This is a genomic window from Dellaglioa sp. CoH-56-MRSF-10, from assembly GCF_056782175.1.
The window spans coordinates 205431-226872 of record NZ_JBXAYF010000003.1; the positions used below are offsets into that span (position 1 = coordinate 205431).

Here is a 21442-nt window from a genome sequence, read left to right on the forward strand (position 1 = left end):
TGTTTTTATTTTTTATAAATTATTTAAATAGTTACTATATCCAGCAGCTTCCATTTCTGCTTCAGGAATAAACTTCAATGAGGCAGAGTTAATACAATAACGTAATCCGCCTTGGTCTTTAGGTCCATCAGTAAATACATGACCTAAATGTGAATTTGCTTCCTTACTTCTAACTTCCGTTCGTTGATAACCAAAAAGACTATTATCAACCAACTCAGCAATCTTAGAACCTGGGATTGGTTTTGAAAATGATGGCCAACCGCAGCCAGCGTCATATTTTTCTGCTGAACTAAAAAGTGCTTCCCCACTAACAACATCAACGTAAATTCCTTTTTGATAGAAGTCATCATATTTACCGGTAAATGGCGCTTCCGTTGCAGCATGTTGTGTAACTTCAAACTCTTCATTAGTTAAACGTTCACGTAATTCTTTTTCAGTTTCTTTTGACATAATGGACCTCCTAATGTTTTAAGATATCATTAGAATACTCTTTTTCACACTGAATACAATTTATCTGTTTGCAAAAAAAAGGCCAAAAGTAAAATACCTTTGGTCTTCCTCATCTATTATATTAAATTGGTTATTTTTCTAAAATTGTAACTGTTTCAATATGTGTTGTTTGTGGGAATTGATCCACTGGTAAAATTGGTTTTGTAACTTTGTAACCATCATCTAAGAAGCTCTGTAAATCACGAACTAATGTTGAAGGGTTACAACTAATGTAAACAACTTTTTTAGGTTGCATTTTAAGTGTACTTTCAATAAATGCTGGTTCTAGCCCCTTACGAGGAGGATCGACAACTAAAACGTCAGGTCTTAAGTTAGCATGACTCCAGTTTTCCATCCAGTTTTCTGCCATCCCAGTTTCAAAACGAACATTATCAATACCATTAATCTTAGCATTTTCTTTCGCATCTTTAACCGCTGCAGAAACTAATTCTACACCATAGATTTGACGAGCATGTTTTGCCATTGATAATGAAATTGTTCCAATACCACTATAAGCATCAATAACTGTTTCATTACCAGTTAAACCAGCACGTTCAAATGCTGCAGCATATAATTTTTCTGTTTGGACAGGATTAATTTGGTAGAAAGAATGTGGTGAAATTCTAAATGTTAATCCATTTAATTGATCTTCAATATAACCAGGGCCAAATAAAACTTTGTTTTCGCGGCCTAAAATAACATTTGTCTTTTCAGAATTTGTATTTTGAACAATAGTTGTAACCTCAGGTAATGATTCACGGATTGCAGCAGTAATTTCAGTAAACATTGGTAATTTCTTAGAGCGTGTTACTAAGACAATCATCATTTGTTTTGAGTAATGACCACGGCGAACCATAATGTGACGGATAATCCCTTTATGTGCACGTTCGTCATATGCTTCCACATGGAAACGTTGTAAGACATCACGTACAGCTACGATTGCTTTATCAATTTCTTCATCTTGAATTAAAAAATCTTCAATTGCAACAAAATCATGACTGTTTTTCTTGAAGAATCCTGTTTTTAATTCACCAGCAATTTCGCGAACAGGCACTTGTGCTTTATTACGGTAATGGAAAGGATTTTCCATTCCAACAGCATCAGATACTTCAATATCCAAATGCGCTTTTTTCAATAACTCTTGAACTTGTGCTTGTTTGAATTTTAATTGTGCTGGGTATGCTAAATGTTGTAAAGGTGCAATTCCAGTTTGTGTATATGCTGAACCTTTTGTTTCAACACGATCTGGGCTCTCATTACGAAAAGCTAAAACTTTAGCGAAACCAAAGTTCTTGCTAACTTTCATTACACGAATACTAACTTTTTCGCCTGGTAATGCATTTTCAATAAATAATGGGTAGCCATCAACTTTAGCGACACCCATACCTTGATAAGTTAAATCGATAATTTCTGTATCAAATTCTTGGTTCTTTATTACTGGAGGTAGTTTTTTCATTGTTGTCCTTTCGATGTTCCTGCGTATTTACTTTATTCAACCATGTTTAACCCCTAAAAGTCAATAGTTGCCAACTCTAGAAATAAAACAGGATTGAGGCCTTTACCAAGCACCTCAATCCTACTTAATTTCTTAGTTATCTCTTACTTTACTAATTGTACCATTACCGTCAACATCTTCACTATGCATTTCTTGGACTTCTTTTACAAAATGTTCTTCAGCTGTAATTTCGGCAGCCGTACGACCTGACGTAATTGACGTTTCTGGCAATGCATCTGTATTCGCAAAAATTTCGATATGTTGCTTTAAATTTTTGAAAGTCATTGGTGCATCACCACCATATTCACCATCAATATTAATCATCATTTTATTATCGACTGGTTTAGCAATTAATTTAGACGTTTTAACATAAATCACACGTTTATCATTAATATGCTTCCCACCATTTAACACAAGTGCCATTAAATGCAACATTTCGGCGATATTAGTCGCTTTAACAATAAGCAAGGTAAACTTACCGTCATCAAGTGAAGCGTTTGGTACGATTTGTTCAAAGCCACCTACAGAGTTCGTCAATGCTAATAAAAACATTGATGCTTTCCCTTTAAAAATTCCCCCATCATACTCAAGGTTCATTTCAATTGGTTTCATTCTAGGTAACATTTCAGCACCTTTAGCTAAATAAGCCAGATAACCAAAAAGTGATTTAAATTGTGAAGGAACATCATAAGTTAATTCCGTTAATAATCCACCACCAGCGATATTAATGAAATATTTTTCTCCAGCTTGTCCAACATCCATTTTAACTGTGTTACCTTTTGCAATTACTTTTGCAGCAGCAACTGAATCATCCCTAGGTATTTTCAAAGCTCTCGCATAATCATTTGTCGTTCCAGCTGGAATAACACCTATCTTAGGTCGGTGCTTAAGACCAGCAATTCCATTAGCAACTTCATTAATGGTTCCGTCGCCACCAGCAGCAATTACTAAATCAAACCCTGATTTAGCAGCTCTCGTTGCTTCATCTCGAGCTGAATGTTTCTTCGCTGTCGTCGCATAAGCACTAGTTTCATACCCGGCATTTTCAATGATGTCTAGAATACTCACGAGATCACTTTTTAAAGCCTCACGACCGGATGTTGGGTTATAGATAATTCTGGCTCTTTTTCTCATTCCGTTCCTCCACATGAATCTTATTTTAATAAGATTATCTTTGCTTCAATGAGGCCATCAATAATTGATTGACCACATTAGGATTTGCTTGTCCCTGTGTTTGTTTCATGATTTGTCCGATTAAGAATCCAACAGCACGATCTTTACCATTTTTGAAATCTTCAATTGATTGTTCATTGTTATCTAAAATACCATCAATAATGGGTTGTAACTTAGCTGGGTCAGATAATTGAACAAGTCCCTTAGACTCAACCCAAGCTTTAGGTTCGCTACCATTTTTAATAATTTCTTGGAAAACTTTTTTAGCAATCTTACTTGAAATTGTTTCATCAGTAATTAAATTAATCATTCCAGCAAGATTTGCTGGTGTTAATTTAGTATCTTGTAAGTTTAATTTATTTGTATTCATGAACGCATTAACTTCACCCATTAACCAGTTAGCAGCTAACTTAGGATCTGCATCTAACTTAATTGTGTCTTCAAAGAAATCTGACATTTCTTTTGTTTGTGTTAAGACTTCAGCATCATATTCAGGCAAGCCTAATTCACTTGCATAGCGTGTCCGTCGTTTGTCAGGCATTTCGGGAATTGATTCTCTAACTTCTTGAATCCAGTCATCACTAATATGAATTGGTGGAATATCTGGTTCTGGGAAATAACGATAATCGCTAGCCCCTTCTTTGACACGCATCAAAATAGTTGTACCAGTTGGTGCATCAAAACGGCGTGTTTCTTGTTGAACAATACCACCAGACATCAAGACATTTATTTGACGTTTTTCTTCAAATTCAAGTCCTTTACGCACATTTTCAAATGAATTTAAATTTTTCATTTCAGTTTTTGTCCCATAACCGGGTTGGCCAATTGGGTTAATTGAAATATTAACATCAATTCGCATTGATCCTTCTTCCATCTTCACATCAGAAACACCGGTAAATTGAATAACTTGACGTAATTTTTCAAGATATGTGTAAGCTTCTTCAGGTGTTTTGATATCAGGACGTGAAACAATTTCAATCAAAGGTGTTCCTTGACGGTTTAAATCGACATAAGAATAGCCGTTAGGATTATGCGTATTTTTACCCGCATCTTCTTCAACGTGCATTTCTTCAATTCCGATTTTTTTCGTTTCGCCATTAACTTCAATTTCTAAGAAGCCGTTACGACCAATAGGTTCTTCTGATTGTGTGATCTGGTAAGCTTTTGGATTATCAGGATAAAAGTAATTTTTTCGGTCAAAATGGTTATCCTTTGTGATTTCACAATTTAAAGCTAAGGCAGCACGCATTCCGTATTCAATTGCCCCTTTATTGGCAGTTGGTAAAACACCTGGATAACCCCAGTCAATAACGTTGGTATTCGTATTAGGTTCTGCCCCAAAATCAACTTTTGAAGGTGAGAATGCCTTAGAGTTAGTTTTCATTTCAATATGAACTTCAAGTCCAATTGTTGTTTCAAAATTCATTAGTTTTGGCCTCCTAACGTAGGGACTTCTTTATGGAAATCAGTTGCTTGTTCAAATGCGTAACCAGCACGATACATTGTTGCTTCATCGAATGATTTCGCAATTAATTGTAATCCAACTGGTAAGCCATTTGAGAATCCAGCAGGAACTGACATGCCGGGTAGTCCAGCCAAGTTAACTGGAATCGTTAAAATATCATTCATATACATTGTAATTGGGTCTTCAATTTTATCACCAATATTAAATGCTGTATTAGGTGCAGTAGGCCCAATAATCAAATCATAATCATTGAATACATTACGGAAATCATTGCAGATTAAAGTCCGAACTTGAGCTGCTTTCTTGAAGAAAGCGTCATAAGTTCCAGCAGATAATGAGAATGTTCCTAACATAATCCGACGTTTAACTTCATCCCCAAAACCTTCTGAACGAGAACGTACATAAACATCTTCCAAACTCTTAACGTCTTGTGCACGGAATCCATAACGAATACCATCAAAACGTTGTAAATTAGATGATGCCTCAGAAGAAGCTAGAATATAGTAAACGGGCACACCATATTTACTGTTTGGTAAACTAACTTCGTCAACTGTTGCGCCAAGTTCTTCAAACGTCTTAACTGCTTTTTGAATGGCTTCTTTAACACCAGCATCAACACCCTCACCTAAATACTCTTTAGGTAAAGCAATCTTCATTCCTTTAATATCGCCAGTTAATCCAGCAGTAAAATCAGGAACAGCTTGCGCTGAACTCGTTGAATCATGAACATCGTTACCACTGATTGCATTTAAAACAGCAGCGTTATCTTTAACGCCACGTGTGAATGGTCCAATTTGGTCCAAACTTGATGCAAATGCAATTAAACCATAACGTGATACACGACCATAAGTTGGTTTTGTTCCTACGACACCATTAAATGAAGCAGGTTGACGGATAGAACCACCAGTATCTGAGCCTAAAGCAGCAATAACTTCACCTGAAGCAACTGCAGCAGCTGAACCACCTGATGAGCCACCGGGAACCTTCGTTGTATTCCAAGGGTTTTTTGTTGTTTTAAAAGCTGACGTTTCAGTAGAACCACCCATAGCAAATTCATCCATGTTTGTTTTACCAATTGTCACCATTTGTGCTTGGCGCATTTTTTCAATCACTGTTGCATCATATATTGGATTGAAATTTTCTAACATTTTGCTTGCAGCAGTTGTTGTTAAATCCTTTGTCACAATATTATCTTTAACAGCCATTGGTATCCCGGCTAAGACATTATTTGCATCGATACCAGCAGCATCAACAGCCTTAGCTTGGCTAAGTGCCATTTCTTCGTTCATTGCGAGGAAAGCAGAAATCTTTGAATCACGTGCTTTAATTTCAGCAAAGGTTGCCTTCGTTAATTCTTCAGAACTCATTTCTTTATTAACTAATGCGTCATGTAAACTTGATAAATCTTGTTTGAAATAATCCATGCTTAAGCTTCCTCACTTTCATCAATAATTGCTGGCACTTTAATAAGGCCATTTTCACTATCCGGTGCATTTTTAAAGAGTAAGTCTCGATCTGTTCCTTCTTCTGCGACATCTTCACGCATCACATTGAGAACATCTGTAATATGTGTCGTTACTGGAACGCCTGTTGTATCTACTTCTGATAATTGTTCAGCCATTCCGATAATATCATCTAATTGACTGGTAAATAGTTCTAAATCTGTATCACTGAGTTCTAGTTTAGCTAACTCTGAGACATGTTTGACTTCTTCTTTACTAATTGACATTCAAAACCATCCCTTCAAAATTCAAATTAATTTCTTTTTAATAACTGGTAAATACATGCGTATAGTATGTGCTTTCTTTAGCTGTTTTGGCAAGGAAACTTTGCATTGTCCCATCACTACCTTTGATAGTAATGTCAATTGGAATCCCTGATGCTAAATATTTCACGGCCGTTGTTGATAAATATTGAGTGAAACTAATAATCTCTGTTTCACTATAAAATTGAGTTGTAATATTGATGTGCATCCCTGTAATTGCTTTGTTTTTATATTGTACCTGTGCTGTTACACCTGCTAAATTAGGAAAGAAACTTTGAACTTCAGTTTTAAAATTCGTAAATGTCGTTTCATCATTTGTATTAGGTGATGTGGCCGTCGATGTCGTTGGGAACGTATAACTCTTAATTGAAACATCATCCCAATTATCAATCGTCGTTTTACCATTCTTATTCACAGCGTAGGCGTAGAAACTACCGCCAACTAAACTATCGTTTGGTGCTTGCTTGTACATTGCCACCATGATTGGAACGCTATCACTAATTCCTTTGGTTTTACGAAGACGAGCAACCACTTTGTTAGCAGCTTCTTTACCCTTTTCTCTCATTGTTGCATCAGAAATAACGGTTTTATATTCAGCCCCATATTCTTCTTTTTGATAATAATCAACTGAGTTCATTCCGATACCTACCGAGATACCCGAGAGTGATAATTTGCTGCCTTTTTTTGTCATAAAATCTTGTTCTTCAACTTGCTGTACATACATGGGATTACGGTCTGTTTCACCCGTTTTACCATTACTCTTAGGGTTTAATCCGTCTTTATTAGCACTTGATTCACGTCCTAACCAGCTTTGAACAGTCGTTTTTGTTAAATATTGTCCTTCTTGGAAAATATAACTGTCAGTAGCAAATTGATCTTTAGATAAATCTAACAGACCAGATTCAAAACTTTTTAAATTCAAGACATTGTCATTTTGTGTGAGTGCCACACCTCTTGATTTACTTGTTAAATATTTACCATCTTTAATGACACCTTCATAGTTACTATCACTTGTTTGGCCAGTTGTCTGGTAACCAGAACTTGATGTATTTTTAGAGGTTCCCGACGAGCCTGATGAGGCAACATTGCCACAGGCTGCTAAGAAAATTAACGAGAAACTTAACATAAGTCCAATCTTAATTTTTTTCATATGACACTCCTTCCATAACTGAGATAAATTGTTGTTCATCCCAAATTTCAATTTCTAGTTGCTTCGCTTTTGTTAACTTACTTCCAGCATCATGCCCGGCAATTAATAGGTCTGTTTTTTTCGAAACACTACCAACAACAGAAGCACCATTTGCTTCAAGCCATTTTTTAGCATCGCTTCGTTTCAACTGATCAAGTGTTCCCGTTAGGACAACTTTCTTATCCATCACGGGACTACCTTCAGCTAATTCTGCAATTTCAGCAGTTGTTTTGCCTAAAAAGGTTAAGTTAACTTGCGCATTATCCAGTTCATCAATCAATTCACGAACTTGGTCATTGGCAAAATAAGTCACAAGACTATCCGCAATCACCTGTCCGATTGAATCAATGACGAGAATATCTTCGGAAATTGCTGTCATTAATTGATGAATATCTTTAAATTCGGCTGAAACCAATCGAGCAGCCTTAGCTCCAACATGCCGAATTCCTAGTCCAAATAATAAGCGTTCCACTGAATTTTGTCGGCTAATATCAATTGCATTTAATAATTTATTAACCGATTTTTCTTTGAAATTATCTAGCGTTAACAGTTGATCGGCAGTTAACTGATACAATCCTGCAACATCACTAATTAACTTATTTTCAAATAATTGTTCAACAATTTTAGGCCCTAGTCCATCAATATTCATCGCATTTCTAGAAGCAAAATGTGCCAGACTCTCTTTAATGAGTGCGGGACATTTTGGATTGATACAACGTAATGCAACTTCTTCATCCAGATGAACTAATATTGCTCCACAAACTGGGCAGTTCGTTGGCAAACTATACACAACACTGTCTTCTGGTCGTTTATCTAAGACAACTTCAGAAATTTCTGGAATAATATCCCCAGCCTTATGCAACTTAACCGTATCGTTAATTCTAATATCTTTTTGTTTCAGTAAATCCCCATTATGCAATGATGCCCGAGAAACTGTTGTTCCCGCTAACTGCACAGGATTCATGATTGCAGTTGGTGTTACGACACCTGTTCGACCAATCGTCCATTCAATATCTAGAACTTTAGTTTCTTGCTCGTCTGGCGGGAATTTATAGGCAATTGCCCATTTTGGAACTTTAACCGTATTACCAACTTCATCATGAATCGTGAATAAATTTGCTTTAATAACAATACCATCGATATCGTAAGATAAATCATGACGTTTTGCTTGATATTCATTAATGTATGCCGAAATTTCTGTCATATCACTCGTAACACGTGATTCAGTATTTGTTCTAAATCCAAGTTTAGACAAGCGTTTTAACGCATCACTTTGAGTTTTGACATCCGGATCAACTATATAATAGATAAATGTACTCAATTGTCGTTGAGCCGTTTCAGCTGTATTTAATTGTCGTAAACTACCTGCTGCTGCATTCCTAGGATTAGCAAATACCGTTTCTCCAGCTTCCTCGCGACGTTTATTCAACGCAACAAACGCCTTTGTTGGCATGTAACATTCTCCACGAACTTCAATTGAAATGGGTTCCGTCAATGTTAGTGGAATTGATTTGACTGTTTTAAGATTTTCAGTAATATTTTCACCAATTGTGCCATCTCCACGAGTTGATCCTTTAACGAATACACCATTTTCATATGTTAACGAAATGGCCAATCCATCAATTTTGAGTTCAGTATTGTAACTTACCTCAGCATCAACTGATTTTTGTAATCGTTGATCAAATTCCGATAGTTCTTCAATGGAAAAGACATCCCCCAATGAAAGCATTGGTACTTCATGCGAAACTTTTTCAAAACCAGGCAGTACCTGGCCACCAACACGTTGCGTTGGTGAATTAGGTGTCACTAAATTAGGAAAGGCTTTTTCAAGTTCTACTAGTTGTAGGTAGTGTTCATCATAAACATGATCTTCAACTGTTGGCTGATCAAGGACATAATATTGACGCGTCCATTTGATTAAGTCAGTTTTTAATTGATTCACTCTATTAGTTGCTTCTTCCAATGTTATGGCTTGATTTGACAAACTTGAACCCTCCTTTTATTTAGTCCACTTTTTTTGTAATTGGTGCAAAAGCTGTCAACAGACGCTTAATCCCTTGTTCTTTGAAAGCAATATCAAGTTCAGCATCCGAACCTGATCCTGAAACTTTAACGATTGTCCCAGTACCCCAAGCTTTATGTTCCACTTTTTCACCAATACGCCAAACAACTGCATCAGCACCTGTACCATTATCACGTTCAACGGTTTTAGCAGGTCGACGGTATGTTGTCGCCGTCGCACGTTGATTGGAATACGATGAATTACGAGATGGTGCTGCCGTTTGATTATCTAATTCAAGTAATGACTCATCTATTTCACCAATGAAACGTGAAGCTTGATTACTTTGACGACGACCATACAACATTCTTGAAAAAGCATTTGTTAAATATAATTTGCGTTCAGCACGAGTAATTCCGACATATGCTAAACGACGTTCTTCCTCAAGTTGATCATCTTCTAACATGGCACGAGAAAGAGGGAATATGCCTTCTTCCAATCCCATTAAAAAGATAACTGGAAATTCAAGTCCTTTAGCGGCATGTAATGTCATCAATGTGACTTCTTCAGGTTCTTCTTCAATATCATCTTGTGCAGAAACTAGTGCTAAATCAGCTAAGAAATCAACATAACGGTCACTATCATCTTCTTCAGCTTCCCAACGATCATCAAATTGCTGAGTTACAGACAAGAATTCTTCAACGTTTTCAAGTCGCGTTTCATTTTCAATCGTTTTCGTCTTTTTCAAATTAGCTTCATAACCTGATTGTTTTAAAATTTCTTTTGTTAACTCGGTCACATTCAAGAACTCACGCATTTTTTGTAATCCACGAATCATTGTGGCAAATTCTTGTAATGATTTTTCAGCTTTACCAGAAATATTAGCAAGCGCTGAGTTTTCAGCACCTTCAAGCATTGTCCAATTATTCATATCTGAAAATTCACGTAATTTGTCCACACTACTTGCACCGATACCGCGTTTTGGGACATTTACAATACGATCAAAACTCATTGAATCTTGATCATTAGCAATTAAACGAATGTAGCCTAAGATATCTCGAATTTCCAATCGCTCGTAGAATTTGTGTCCACCAACCATTTTGTAAGGAACGCTTGATTTTAAGAATGTCTCTTCAATCACACGAGACTGTGCATTCGTTCGATATAAAATGGCGAAATCACCGTAATTTAAGTGATTATCTTTAATTTGTTCTTGAATTTTTTCAACCACATAATGTGATTCATCATTTTCACTTTGGCCACGGTAGTAAGAAATTTTCTCACCATCTTTATTATCAGTCCAAAGACTCTTATCACTGCGGTTCGTATTATTATCAATAACTGCATTGGCAGCATTCAGAATTGTTTTCGTTGAACGATAGTTTTGTTCCAACTTAACAACATCAGCATCAGGATAATCTTTTTCAAAATTCATAATGTTATCCATGTTTGCCCCACGCCAACCGTAAATACTTTGGTCAGCATCCCCGACGACGCAGAGATTTTTGAAACGTTCAGCTAACATGTTTACTAAGGTATATTGTGCTTCATTAGTATCCTGATATTCATCCACATGGATATATTGAAATTTATTTTGATAAAAAGCCAATGTTTCAGGCTTTTCTTTAAATAAACGGATAGTTAACATAATTAAATCATCGAAATCAACTGCTTGATTTGAGCGTAACTCTTTTTGATATGCCGTATAAACTTTAGCTACCATTTGTTCGAACATACTTGCAGCACGTTCTGCGTATTCTTTTTCTGTTAATAAATCATTTTTTGCATTTGAAATTGCTCCTAAAACGGTTCTTGGGTCAAATTTTTGTGGATCAATATTTTGTTCTTTTAAAATACGTTTTACTAAAGTCTTTTGTTCACCTGGGTCGGCAATTGTAAATGCACGATTATAACCAATTTGGTCAATATCACGTCGCAAAATACGAACACAAAGTGCATGGAATGTTGAAACCCAAACATCTTCTGCCCCTTTGTTAAGTAATTTATTAACACGTTCGCGCATCTCTTTTGATGCTTTATTTGTAAATGTGATTGCTAATACGTTCCATGGATTGATACCTTTTTCTTCAATTAAGTAAGCAACGCGATGCGTTAATACTCGCGTTTTACCACTTCCAGCTCCAGCCATAATTAAGAGTGGTCCCTCTGTTTTTAGGACAGCTTCTTTTTGTTTGTTATTCATTCCGTTCAATAAGCTTTCAGTAGTCAAATTAATCAATCCTCTCTATAAATCAGTCATTATTTATTATAGCAAAAAAACGCCTTAACTTCTTTAATTTTTATGAATATATGTCTCAACTTGTTCATAAAAAAAGACGAACCGATTCAAAACGATTCATCCTTCTAATTTCATTTAATTTGTTGTTTCTTTTTTATCCCAAATGCCTGTATCTTCAATTTGATTCAATGCTTCACGAACTGAATCTGACTGAACCAAAATATGCCCAGCACGATCTAATTTATGATTTTCAGGGTAACGATAAAAATGGTAATACCAATTATTTTTAAGAACCCACTGTGTCTTTAAATCGGCACGTTCTTCTTCTTTTAATGACACCATAACAGTTGGTGCAAGGAATTTCACTTTTGATAGTGGCAATCCACAAATGGCACGTAAATGCTGTTCATACATGCTAACGTTTGTTGCTTTATCAAAAACATACCCTGATTGATGCATAGCGGGCACGACACGTTTAACATAAATTGCACCTGATTTAGTTACAAAGTAGCCAATTTCTAATGCGCCAGTGTAGTCTAGATTTTCCGCAACTTTAATGGCAATTTTATGCATTTCAGCAGAAATTTCTGTATCTAAGTTAGCTGGTACGATTGATTCGTGTAATCGATGATCACGATATTTATTTTCAACAGCTGGGAAAAAATTAATTTCCTTACCATTTTTGATAAGAACCATTGAGATTTCTTGTTCATAAGGAATCCATGATTCTAAAATATAGGTGCCACGTTCAACCAAGTACGCCGCATCTGAAATATCAGTTTGCGTATTGAGAACACTCTGGTAACTTTTACCAAACCCTTTTTGGATTGGTTTTAAAACGCTGGGATACCCAATTGAAAGTACAGAATTATACACATCTTCTAATGATACAATTGTTTCAAAAGGTGGAATATTAATATTTAATTGTTCAAAAAAAGCTCTTTCCAACAAGCGGTCTTGCATAATTTCTAATGCATTATACTTTTGTGGCACATAAGTATATTTTGAAATATATTCAATCACTTCTGAATTAACGTGTTCAGATTCATACGTCACAATATCTGTTCGTTCAGCGAATTCTTTCAATTTATCCTTATCATTCATCTTACCTACAACAGAATAATCTGCTAATTGAAGTGTCTCACTAACTTCATTTTGACTGTATGCTGCGATTTTAAACCCTAAATTTCTTGCAGCCATAGCCAACATTGCACCCGTTGGACTATCTCCGATTATTCCCAATGTACTTCCAGGAAAGATAACTTTTTTTTCCACTATATATTCACTACTTTCTACTTTTGCTTTATACCCTTAATCATACTGTTATCCCGCGGGGCAATCAAGTTTTAACAACCATAATTTAACAATTTTATAAGAAAATAAAAAAGAGCACATTTTGCGCTCTTTTCGTTAATTTAATCTTCAAAATGAACTTGATCACCATCAAATGATGAAATTTTAGCAAGTGATTCTAAACGTACGCCACGTTCATGAATTAATTCGGCACCTTTTTGGAATGATTTTTCAATTACAATTCCAATTCCAGCAATTTCTGCCTTAGCTTCGTCACAAATTTGGAAGAGTCCTTCAGCTGCTTGGCCATTTGCCAAGAAGTCATCAATGATTAAAACACGATCGTTTTCACCTAAAAACTTGTTGGCAACGGCAATTGTATTTTCAACTTTCTTTGTGTACGAGTAAACAGAAGCAGAATATAAATCATTTTGCATCGTAACGCTCTTATTTTTACGTGCGAAGACAACAGGAACATGAAATTGTAACCCAACGAATACTGCTGGGGCAATACCTGATGATTCAACTGTTAAAATTTTAGTAATTTTTTCATTTTTGAATAATTCAGCAAATTCCACACCCATTGCTAACATTAAATCAGGATCAACTTGGTGATTTAAAAATTGATCGACCTTCAATACATCTCCTGGTAATACAATACCATCTTGCATAATTCTGTCTTCTAAAAGTTTCACGTGGGGTACGCTCCTCTTGCTATTTATATTTTTTTGGGTATAAAAATAGCTTTTTCACTTCGGTATAAGTAAAAAAGCTACATTCCGGTTTTGAATGACTTAAGAATAACATAATATAAGGGTAATTTCAATTTGAATCTACTCATTTATCGTTATTATACTTGACATTAATCCCGTTTATTTATCATATTTATCTAAATGATATTGTTTAATGATATCTGTTAATTTTGTACTATAATCATTATCTGTTGCGTACCCATCAACTACTAAAGCTGCTGCTGCATCTTCGTAAGTTGCTGCAGAAAGAACGTCAGCAAATTGTGTTTTATTCCATGTATTTCCATTAGCTAATAATTTCGAATGAGACATAATTGCTTCGTCCCAATCTTTGAAGACGATAAATTTAGCCGTAACCGTCTTCCATGTGCCATCTTTTTCTTGTTCTTTAGTTTTGAAATCTTTTGCACGTGCGCCCGTTCCTTTAATTCCAAATAGGTTATTGTAGTCTTTAGCTAAAGAACTCGTTCCCCAATCAGATTCTAAGATAGCTTGTGCAATTGTAATACTAGAAAAGACTTTATATTTTTTTTGCATTTTTTGTGCTTCAGGTGCTACTTTCTTAATAAATGCTTGTTTTTTAGCTTCTGCTGCTGCTTTTTTTGCTGATTCACTTGCTTCAATTTTTGAGGTTGATAATGACGTCGCAATAGATTCATCTCGAGCAACATTCTTTTTATGAACGTTCATTGAAACAACGACTGTAATAATACCAAGAATTAAAATTAAAACAACAATATTCGCAACTTGAATTTTACCGTTCTTTACAAAAATCCCCCGACCATTTTTCTTTTTCATTAGTACACCCGTCCCTATACATTTAATTGTTTCACTTATTTTACCCTAATTCTATATCTATTACCATCGTATTTTTTCTCTTTTTATTAAATTTCTGTTAAGCTTGAGCTATCTTAAATGAGACAGGAGAACATAATGACAAAAAATTTAAATTGGGGAATTATTGGACTTGGTAACATCGCTCACAGCTTTACAACTTACTTTGATCAACCATTTGGTGAAATCTATGCCGCTGGCTCAAGAAACTTAGAAAAAGCGCAAACTTTTGCTAACGAATTTAATATTCCACATGCCTATGGTAACTATGAAGACTTATTAGCTGATGATGAAATTGACATCGTTTACATTGCGACACCTCACAACTACCATATCGACACAATCTTGGCTGCACTTAAAGCTGGCAAGCACGTCTTAAGTGAAAAAGCAATCACCATGACTAGTGATGAACTTAAACAAGCAACTGATTTAGCTGAAGAAAAAGGCTTGATTTTACAAGAAGCAATGACTATTTATCATATGCCACTTTATAAAAAAATTATTGAAGTAGCTGAAGAAAAAAAATTAGGCAAACTAAAAATGGTCCAAGCCTCATTTGGTAGTTTTAAAGATCCTGATCCAACAAATCGTTTCTTCAATCCTGATTTAGCTGGTGGCGCATTATTAGATATCGGTGTTTATGCATTAGCCTTTGTCCGTCAATTCATGACAGCCACACCAGAAATCACAGGTTCAGCAATGAATTTATTCGAATCAGGTGTTGACGAATCTGAAACGATTAGTTTACAAAATGCCAATAATGAACTCGCAACTGTTGCCTTAACATTCAGAGCTAAAATGCCTAAAATGGGTATTATTGCTTATGAAGGTGGTTACTTTACTGTTTACGATTATCCTCGAGCTAATAAAGCTGCTCTTGTATTATCTGATGGAACAGCTACAGAAATCACTGCCGGCCATACAAAACAAGCCATGAATTATGAAATTAAAGATGTTCAAGATATGGTTTTGGGTAATTTAAATCCTAAACCATTCTTAGAAAAAACAACAGATGTTATGTCAATAATGACACAAGCTCGTGAACAATGGGGCTTTAAATATCCTTTTGAAAAATAAGCTTCATCTGAAAAGTTATCACTAGAAATTGTTGATAACTTTTTTTAATTCCATGCTACACTAAAAGAAAAAGAGTTGGAGTTAATTTTATGAAACGAAAGAAACGTTATATTCAGAATCGAACACGTAATTATCTAATTGGACTTGCTGTCATTTTAGTTGTCTCCCTTTTCAGCGGAAAATTACCTAGTACTGTAAAAGATTTGCTACAAACAAATGGCAATTCAACTTCAGTCAATGTTAAAAATGGGACAGGAACAGCAAATACTAGTTCTATTAATAGTAGCAAGGCCATTAATGGAATTGTGGATAATGGTGCGCCAACCTTTTCAAAAAGTGATCTTGCAGATAATGCCAATGGTTGGATAAAATACGGCGCTCTTGACTCTCTTGGCCGTGCTACTCAGGCCAATGCTCTTTTAGTTAAAGCTTTAGAATCTAGAGGGTCATCAGCAGATTCTTCAATTCGACCAACTGGTTTTGTGTCAGGGCTGTCACCTTATTTTCATTCCCGTGGACATTTAATCGGTCGACAACTTGGTGGTAGTGGTGATAAAAAAGAAAATTTAGCAACATTATATCAAAACCCTGTTAACACACCCTACATGACCAAGTATGAAAACGCAGTTCGTGCAGCAGTTGATAAAGGAGATCATGTCCGTTATCAGGTAACACCAATTTTTTCTGGTAAGTCACTTTTCCCTAAAGCAATTCAAATGCAAGGTAAAAGTACAACTTCTTGGGGCAATATTAAATTTAATGTTACTATTTTGAATAAACGTTAATTCAAAGGAGTGTGTTATTCATGTTCACAGAATTAAAAAGTCAACTGATAGATTCAGCACCACAAACGCTACAACAATTATTACTTAATTCAAATATCCGTCAGACAAATGATGGCTATTTACAATTTCCTGGCAGCTCACTTCAAACACAATTTTTAGAAACAATGAACTTCTTGAAAACACCTGATACTATCTCTTTGAACTGGGATGACGTTTGTATCTTAGGTCAGACAATTGATGGTGATTATCTAGCAGGTGATCACTATTCAACAACCTTTTTTATTCCTAGTAGTCTGCTAGCAGATGATACTGAAATTCATCATATGCCTATAATCGACGCATTAATTGCACTAGAAAATGGAACATTAGATTCTAAAATTATTTCTAAATTCAACTAAAAAAAGTTATTAACAGCGAAATATCATTCGTTGTTAATAACTTTTTTATTTTTACCTATTAGCATCGTGTATTTTGTTCTCTAACTTTTCCGAACTATTTTTTGTAAAGGTCTTGCTATCAATGGCGCAACAATCCCTGCTAAAATCATCTCTGGAATACCGTTTGTGACAACTAGTCCCATAATATATGGTAATAATTGTGCCATATCAACTTTATAAAAATTAGCTGCTTGCCCATGATATAAAAGATAGATAAGGCCTAAAACTAAAACCGTATTAACCAATGAACCAAAAACAGAGGCAATAATCATGGCTAACGTTTTGTTTTTCCACCATTTATATAAAAAGTAAAAAATGACTGCTGTCACAATTCCAATTAAAATTCTTGGCACAATTGCTATAAGTGGATTTGTAAAAACAATGGGTGCAAGTGGACTAGTTGGCGACACAAACGCCCTGATAAATGTGATTAATCCCCAGACACCACCGATAAATGCACCATCTTTCCAGCCAAACACTAAAGCAGCAACAATCACCGTGATATGAATGGTTGTGATGCTTAAGGGGCCAACAGGGATGTAACCAAATAATGGCACAAAATTTTGAACAATAATGATTGAAATAAATAACGCCAAAATACTCATATGATATGTTTTATTATTAGTTTTCATCTACTTACTCCTACAAATTTAATCATTTCACTTCCGTTCCCTTATTATAACCGATTTAACGATTGTTACCATTTAATATGCAAAAAAATAGAACGTCACTAATTATAGAGGTAATCAGTGACGTTCTATTTTAAATAAATTTTATATTACATGAATGAGATAAGGGTCGTTAAAACAGGAACAACAATGATGAACAAGATTGTACTTGTTGTAACAATGTTTGTTGCGTATTTAACGTCTCCATGTGCTTCATTAGCTAAGATTGGTAATACGGCTAACATTGGTGTAGCTGATTGAACAATCAAAGTTTTTTGTAATAATGGTGCTAAATCTGCACCAGTTAAATGTGTACCTAAAAGAATAACAGCGATTAAAATGATTGGTGATAAAATAAAACGTCCAAGTAATGCAACGACTGTATCACGATCAAATCTGATACTCTTCAAACCGGCTTTAGCTAACACAATACCAATATAGATTAATGATAATGGTGTAACTAATCCACCAACATAACCTAATGTTTGGCTAATAAAATCAGGAACTGGAATTGCAAGAACCAAGAAGATTAATGCAACGATGAACCCAACAAGTGGCATTGGGATTACTTTAGCCCAGTTAATTTTCTTTTTCGTTTTATCTGATTTGTCTTTTGTTGGATCATCATTTGAAATTAAGAAAACACCAAATGCCCATGTTGAAACTGTATTAATAATATAGTAAACAAGGAAATATGAGATACTCTTATCGCCAAACAACGCAATATTTAAAGGTAAACCAATGAAAATTGTATTTGCATTAACAACGGCATTCATGAAGATACCACGACGACCAGGTTTGATGTTCAAGATATGAACAAGTGCCCATGCAATTAAGTAACCGATAATAACAGCAATTGCTGGGTAGAGTAAACTACCTGACAATGCAGCTAATTGATCACGTTTTAAATATTTTAAAACAGAAACGAAAATTGAAGCTGGTAAAGCAATTTTTGTAATTAATGATGAGATATTGCCACCAAATGAATCAGCGAACCAACCTTTAACTTGTAAAATGTATCCAAGTACCATCATCAAAACAACAACTAGAACACTTTGAATTGATTGGAAAAATACCATAATTAATTGTCCTTCTCTCTACGCTTTTTTTAGTATTTAGGTGTCCATTTCATATCTGAGACAGCCTTTTTAACATCTGTAATTGCTTCTTTGTTTAATTTTTGGTCAACAACACTTTGGGCAACTACTTCAGCAATTGTTTGTGAGAATTCTGCTAAATGTGTTACTGGTGGTAATACGGCAGCACCAACGGCTGTAGTATCAACGATTCCACCTAAAGCATGACTAGCTTGTGATAAGATTTCGCCATTAACTCTTGAAGATGTTGAAGCGATAATCCCAAATCCAAGACCTGGGTACATAAGTGCGTTGTTTGCTTGACCAATTTGGTAAGTAACACCTTTGTAATCAACATTATCAGCTGGAATACCAGTAGCAACTAAAGCTTTACCATCAGTCCATGCAATCAAATCTTCAGCCTTAGCTTCTGCTAATTTTGTAGGGTTTGATAATGGGAAGATGATTGGACGTTCAACATGTGAAGCCATGTCTTGAACAATTTCTTTTGTAAATGTACCAGGTTGTGTAGATGTACCAATCATAACAGTTGGTTGAACAGCTTTAACAACAGCTTCTAAAGAAGTTAATTCATCAGCATTAGCAAATTCTGAACGTTTATGCGTAAATTCTTTTTGGCCAGGTGTTAAGTCTTCTGTATCATCAAATAACAATCCTTGTTTATCAACTAAGAAGAAACGTTTGCGAGCATCTTCTTCTGAAACACCAGCGCGTTTCATTTCGTCCATAATTTGGTTAGCAATTCCGACACCAGCAGTACCAGCACCATAAGTAATAACTGTTTGGTCAACAATTGAACCTTTAGTGATACTTAGAGCACCTAAGATACCAGCTAAAACAACAATCCCTGTACCTTGGATATCATCATTAAATGTTGTGATTTCGTTTTGATATTTTTCAAGAATATTAGCAGCATTTGAACGGCCAAAATCTTCCCAATGTAATAACAATTCTGGGAACAAGTTCTTTGTACTTTGGACAAAGCCATCAACGAAGTCATAGTATTTGTCACCAGTTACACGTTCATGTTTGTTACCAAGGTATAATGGATCATTCAATAATGTTTCATTATTTGTTCCAGCATCAATAGAAACTGGTAAAACTTGTGAAGGATCAATTCCAGCAGCAGCTGTATAAACCATTAATTTACCAATTGCGATATCAACACCGTTGACACCCCAATCGCCCATACCTAAAATACCTTCAGCATCTGTCACAACGACTAAACGAATGTCACGTCCTGCAGCAGCATTTTTTAATGTTGCTTCGATATCTTCTGGATGATCAATTGATAAGAATGCAGCGTTTTGTGGATTTACATAAATTTCGTTGTATTCTTCGATTGAATCAGCAACAACTGGATCATAAACAACTGGCATAAATTCAGCCACATGTTGTCCCATTAAGTAGAAAAATAGTGTACGGTTTTCATTGAATAATTCCATTAAGAAATGGCGTTTTTCAAGACCAGTTTCTTTACTTAAATATTGTGCGTAGTTTTGTGTTGCTTGTTCTTCAATTGTTTGAACTTTAGCTGGTAACATACCAATAAGTCCTAATTCACGACGTTCTTCCATTGTAAATGCTGTACCTTTATTTACAAATGGGTTATTTAACATATCTTGTGCTTTTGTCATCATTAATTCCTCCATTATTTTTTTATATTTTATTTTCTCTTTAACTTACAAGAGCAAGAATACACCCCTTTAAAAATTATAGTCAAACATGTGTTATACTATAAATATTATTTATATGAGGATTATAAACGTTGATTTAGAGGAGATTATAATGAACATTCGAGATTTAGAATATTATCAACAAATAATTAATTTGAGAAATTTTTCAAAAGTTGCTCATTTTTTTTCAGTTAGTCAACCAACAATCACAACTGCAATGAAACGCTTAGAAACTGAATTAGACACAAATCTGATTATTCGTGATCAATCACATCATCAAGTTTCTTTTACACCAAGTGGTGAACAATTCGCTGAACATGTTAATATTATTCTCAAAGAATTAACAATTGCTAACCAAGAAATTAACCAACTTAAAAATGAGCACGTTCGATTTGGATTACCACCTATTATAGGAACGTACTATTTTCCGCAAATTGTCAGCAATTTATTTAATTCAGGTCTGATTAATCATCTAGATACAGTTGAGAACGGTTCCCAAGCCCTACTTCTTCAGTTAATAAACGGATCATTAGATATGGCTTTATTAGGTTCCGTTAAACCAATAGAAGATGACCGCTTAATTGCCAGAAATTTTGCATCTAAACACTTCAAGATTATCGTTAGCAAACATCATCCACTTGCTTCAAGAGAATCCGTTAAATTTTCTGAACTTCGAAATGAAAAATTTATTATGCAAAATGAGGGTTTTGTTCATCCAATCGCTTTTAAAGAGTTAACAACAAAAAATCATTTCAAACCAAAGATTATCTATACAACAAGTGACAGTCAGATTATTAAAAAAATGGTTACCGAAAATGTTGGTATTGGTTTTTTAACAGAACTAGCATTGGATGCTGCAGATGATTTAGTCTCACTCCCCTTATCGGAATTAGATCAACCTAAATTTTTAATGTCACTCGTTTATCGTACAAGTCATATTTTAACGCCTACACAAGCAAAATTAATTGACGTTTTAATTGATCCTTCTATCTAATAAGAGAATAACTTA

19 protein-coding genes are annotated in these 21442 nt (G+C 35.0%); 4 read left to right on the plus strand and 15 right to left on the minus strand.

Features of this window, described 5'->3' with window-relative positions; genetic code table 11:
• Positions 1-12: 12 nt before the first annotated feature.
• The 12 genes from msrB to AC1RP4_RS04705 all read right to left on the minus strand — a co-directional run bounded on the left by msrB (position 13) and on the right by AC1RP4_RS04705 (position 14657).
• Positions 13-450 (minus strand): peptide-methionine (R)-S-oxide reductase MsrB, encoded by a 438-nt coding sequence (gene msrB, locus AC1RP4_RS04650; RefSeq protein WP_481761568.1) that lies wholly within the window; start codon positions 448-450, stop codon positions 13-15.
• 130 nt (positions 451-580) lie between these two features.
• Positions 581-1945 (minus strand): 23S rRNA (uracil(1939)-C(5))-methyltransferase RlmD, encoded by a 1365-nt coding sequence (gene rlmD, locus AC1RP4_RS04655; protein WP_481761569.1) that lies wholly within the window; start codon positions 1943-1945, stop codon positions 581-583.
• A 132-nt stretch (positions 1946-2077) separates the two neighbouring features.
• Positions 2078-3118, minus strand: a complete 1041-nt coding sequence (locus AC1RP4_RS04660) for a diacylglycerol kinase (protein ID WP_481761570.1) — start codon at positions 3116-3118, stop codon at positions 2078-2080.
• A gap of 34 nt (positions 3119-3152) precedes the next feature.
• A complete protein-coding gene (gene gatB, locus AC1RP4_RS04665; protein WP_481761571.1) occupies positions 3153-4583 on the minus strand; it encodes an Asp-tRNA(Asn)/Glu-tRNA(Gln) amidotransferase subunit GatB in 1431 nt (476 codons plus the stop codon).
• Positions 4583-6046: an Asp-tRNA(Asn)/Glu-tRNA(Gln) amidotransferase subunit GatA gene (gene gatA, locus AC1RP4_RS04670; protein ID WP_481761572.1), complete on the minus strand. Its 1464-nt coding sequence runs from the start codon at positions 6044-6046 to the stop codon at positions 4583-4585. Before gatA ends, gatB begins: the two co-directional genes overlap by 1 nt.
• Before the next feature lie 2 nt (positions 6047-6048).
• Positions 6049-6351, minus strand: a complete 303-nt coding sequence (gatC, locus tag AC1RP4_RS04675; protein ID WP_409022077.1) for an Asp-tRNA(Asn)/Glu-tRNA(Gln) amidotransferase subunit GatC — start codon at positions 6349-6351, stop codon at positions 6049-6051.
• 37 nt (positions 6352-6388) lie between these two features.
• Positions 6389-7537: a CamS family sex pheromone protein gene (locus AC1RP4_RS04680; RefSeq protein WP_481761573.1), complete on the minus strand. Its 1149-nt coding sequence runs from the start codon at positions 7535-7537 to the stop codon at positions 6389-6391.
• Entirely contained in the window at positions 7524-9545 is a 2022-nt protein-coding gene (gene ligA, locus AC1RP4_RS04685) for an NAD-dependent DNA ligase LigA (RefSeq protein WP_481761630.1), read from the minus strand. The genes AC1RP4_RS04680 and ligA overlap by 14 nt, the downstream gene beginning before the upstream one ends.
• Positions 9546-9579: 34 nt before the next feature.
• Positions 9580-11805 (minus strand): DNA helicase PcrA, encoded by a 2226-nt coding sequence (pcrA, locus tag AC1RP4_RS04690; protein WP_481761574.1) that lies wholly within the window; start codon positions 11803-11805, stop codon positions 9580-9582.
• A gap of 144 nt (positions 11806-11949) precedes the next feature.
• Complete coding sequence (locus AC1RP4_RS04695) at positions 11950-13089, minus strand: 5-(carboxyamino)imidazole ribonucleotide synthase (RefSeq protein WP_481761575.1); 1140 nt, start codon at positions 13087-13089, stop codon at positions 11950-11952.
• Positions 13090-13229: 140 nt separating this feature from the next.
• Positions 13230-13802, minus strand: coding sequence for a xanthine phosphoribosyltransferase (locus tag AC1RP4_RS04700; RefSeq protein ID WP_409022073.1), 573 nt, complete (start codon positions 13800-13802; stop codon positions 13230-13232).
• A 177-nt stretch (positions 13803-13979) separates the two neighbouring features.
• Positions 13980-14657, minus strand: coding sequence for a glycoside hydrolase family 73 protein (locus tag AC1RP4_RS04705; RefSeq protein WP_481761576.1), 678 nt, complete (start codon positions 14655-14657; stop codon positions 13980-13982).
• A gap of 135 nt (positions 14658-14792) precedes the next feature.
• Between AC1RP4_RS04705 and AC1RP4_RS04710 the strand changes: the two genes are divergently transcribed.
• The 3 genes from AC1RP4_RS04710 (at position 14793) to AC1RP4_RS04720 (ending at position 16953) form a co-directional block, all read left to right on the plus strand.
• Entirely contained in the window at positions 14793-15770 is a 978-nt protein-coding gene (locus AC1RP4_RS04710; protein ID WP_481761577.1) for a Gfo/Idh/MocA family protein, read from the plus strand.
• Positions 15771-15859: 89 nt separating this feature from the next.
• Positions 15860-16555 (plus strand): DNA/RNA non-specific endonuclease, encoded by a 696-nt coding sequence (locus AC1RP4_RS04715; RefSeq protein ID WP_481761578.1) that lies wholly within the window; start codon positions 15860-15862, stop codon positions 16553-16555.
• Positions 16556-16575: 20 nt separating this feature from the next.
• Positions 16576-16953, plus strand: coding sequence for a hypothetical protein (locus tag AC1RP4_RS04720; protein ID WP_481761579.1), 378 nt, complete (start codon positions 16576-16578; stop codon positions 16951-16953).
• Between the two features lie 80 nt (positions 16954-17033).
• On the opposite strand, the gene AC1RP4_RS04725 is transcribed toward AC1RP4_RS04720, so the two are convergent.
• The 3 genes from AC1RP4_RS04725 to AC1RP4_RS04735 form a co-directional block, all read right to left on the minus strand.
• The gene (locus AC1RP4_RS04725; protein WP_409022067.1) at positions 17034-17624 is read right to left on the minus strand and encodes an ECF transporter S component; all 591 of its coding nucleotides are present in this window, start codon (positions 17622-17624) and stop codon (positions 17034-17036) included.
• Between the two features lie 146 nt (positions 17625-17770).
• Positions 17771-18739, minus strand: a complete 969-nt coding sequence (locus AC1RP4_RS04730; protein WP_409022066.1) for an AEC family transporter — start codon at positions 18737-18739, stop codon at positions 17771-17773.
• A 29-nt stretch (positions 18740-18768) separates the two neighbouring features.
• Positions 18769-20409 carry a malolactic enzyme gene (locus tag AC1RP4_RS04735; RefSeq protein WP_481761580.1) on the minus strand — a complete coding sequence of 547 codons (1641 nt, stop codon included), beginning with the start codon at positions 20407-20409 and terminating at the stop codon, positions 18769-18771.
• A gap of 136 nt (positions 20410-20545) precedes the next feature.
• On the opposite strand from AC1RP4_RS04735, the gene AC1RP4_RS04740 reads away from it, so the two are divergent.
• On the plus strand, positions 20546-21427 hold the full coding sequence (locus AC1RP4_RS04740; protein WP_481761581.1) for a LysR family transcriptional regulator: 882 nt from the start codon (positions 20546-20548) through the stop codon (positions 21425-21427).
• Positions 21428-21442 lie beyond the last annotated feature (15 nt).

What these genes read in the sequence shown, in the direction of transcription:
- msrB (WP_481761568.1), bottom strand. Translation starts at nt 450, where the DNA reads ATGTCAAAAGAAACTGAAAAAGAATTACGTGAACGTTTAACTAATGAA.
- rlmD (WP_481761569.1), bottom strand. Translation starts at nt 1,945, where the DNA reads ATGAAAAAACTACCTCCAGTAATAAAGAACCAAGAATTTGATACAGAA.
- AC1RP4_RS04660 (WP_481761570.1), bottom strand. Translation starts at nt 3,118, where the DNA reads ATGAGAAAAAGAGCCAGAATTATCTATAACCCAACATCCGGTCGTGAG.
- gatB (WP_481761571.1), bottom strand. Translation starts at nt 4,583, where the DNA reads ATGAATTTTGAAACAACAATTGGACTTGAAGTTCATATTGAAATGAAA.
- gatA (WP_481761572.1), bottom strand. Translation starts at nt 6,046, where the DNA reads ATGGATTATTTCAAACAAGATTTATCAAGTTTACATGACGCATTAGTT.
- gatC (WP_409022077.1), bottom strand. Translation starts at nt 6,351, where the DNA reads ATGTCAATTAGTAAAGAAGAAGTCAAACATGTCTCAGAGTTAGCTAAA.
- AC1RP4_RS04680 (WP_481761573.1), bottom strand. Translation starts at nt 7,537, where the DNA reads ATGAAAAAAATTAAGATTGGACTTATGTTAAGTTTCTCGTTAATTTTC.
- AC1RP4_RS04705 (WP_481761576.1), bottom strand. Translation starts at nt 14,657, where the DNA reads ATGAAAAAGAAAAATGGTCGGGGGATTTTTGTAAAGAACGGTAAAATT.
- AC1RP4_RS04710 (WP_481761577.1), top strand. Translation starts at nt 14,793, where the DNA reads ATGACAAAAAATTTAAATTGGGGAATTATTGGACTTGGTAACATCGCT.
- AC1RP4_RS04715 (WP_481761578.1), top strand. Translation starts at nt 15,860, where the DNA reads ATGAAACGAAAGAAACGTTATATTCAGAATCGAACACGTAATTATCTA.
- AC1RP4_RS04720 (WP_481761579.1), top strand. Translation starts at nt 16,576, where the DNA reads ATGTTCACAGAATTAAAAAGTCAACTGATAGATTCAGCACCACAAACG.
- AC1RP4_RS04725 (WP_409022067.1), bottom strand. Translation starts at nt 17,624, where the DNA reads ATGAAAACTAATAATAAAACATATCATATGAGTATTTTGGCGTTATTT.
- AC1RP4_RS04730 (WP_409022066.1), bottom strand. Translation starts at nt 18,739, where the DNA reads ATGGTATTTTTCCAATCAATTCAAAGTGTTCTAGTTGTTGTTTTGATG.
- AC1RP4_RS04735 (WP_481761580.1), bottom strand. Translation starts at nt 20,409, where the DNA reads ATGGAGGAATTAATGATGACAAAAGCACAAGATATGTTAAATAACCCA.
- AC1RP4_RS04740 (WP_481761581.1), top strand. Translation starts at nt 20,546, where the DNA reads ATGAACATTCGAGATTTAGAATATTATCAACAAATAATTAATTTGAGA.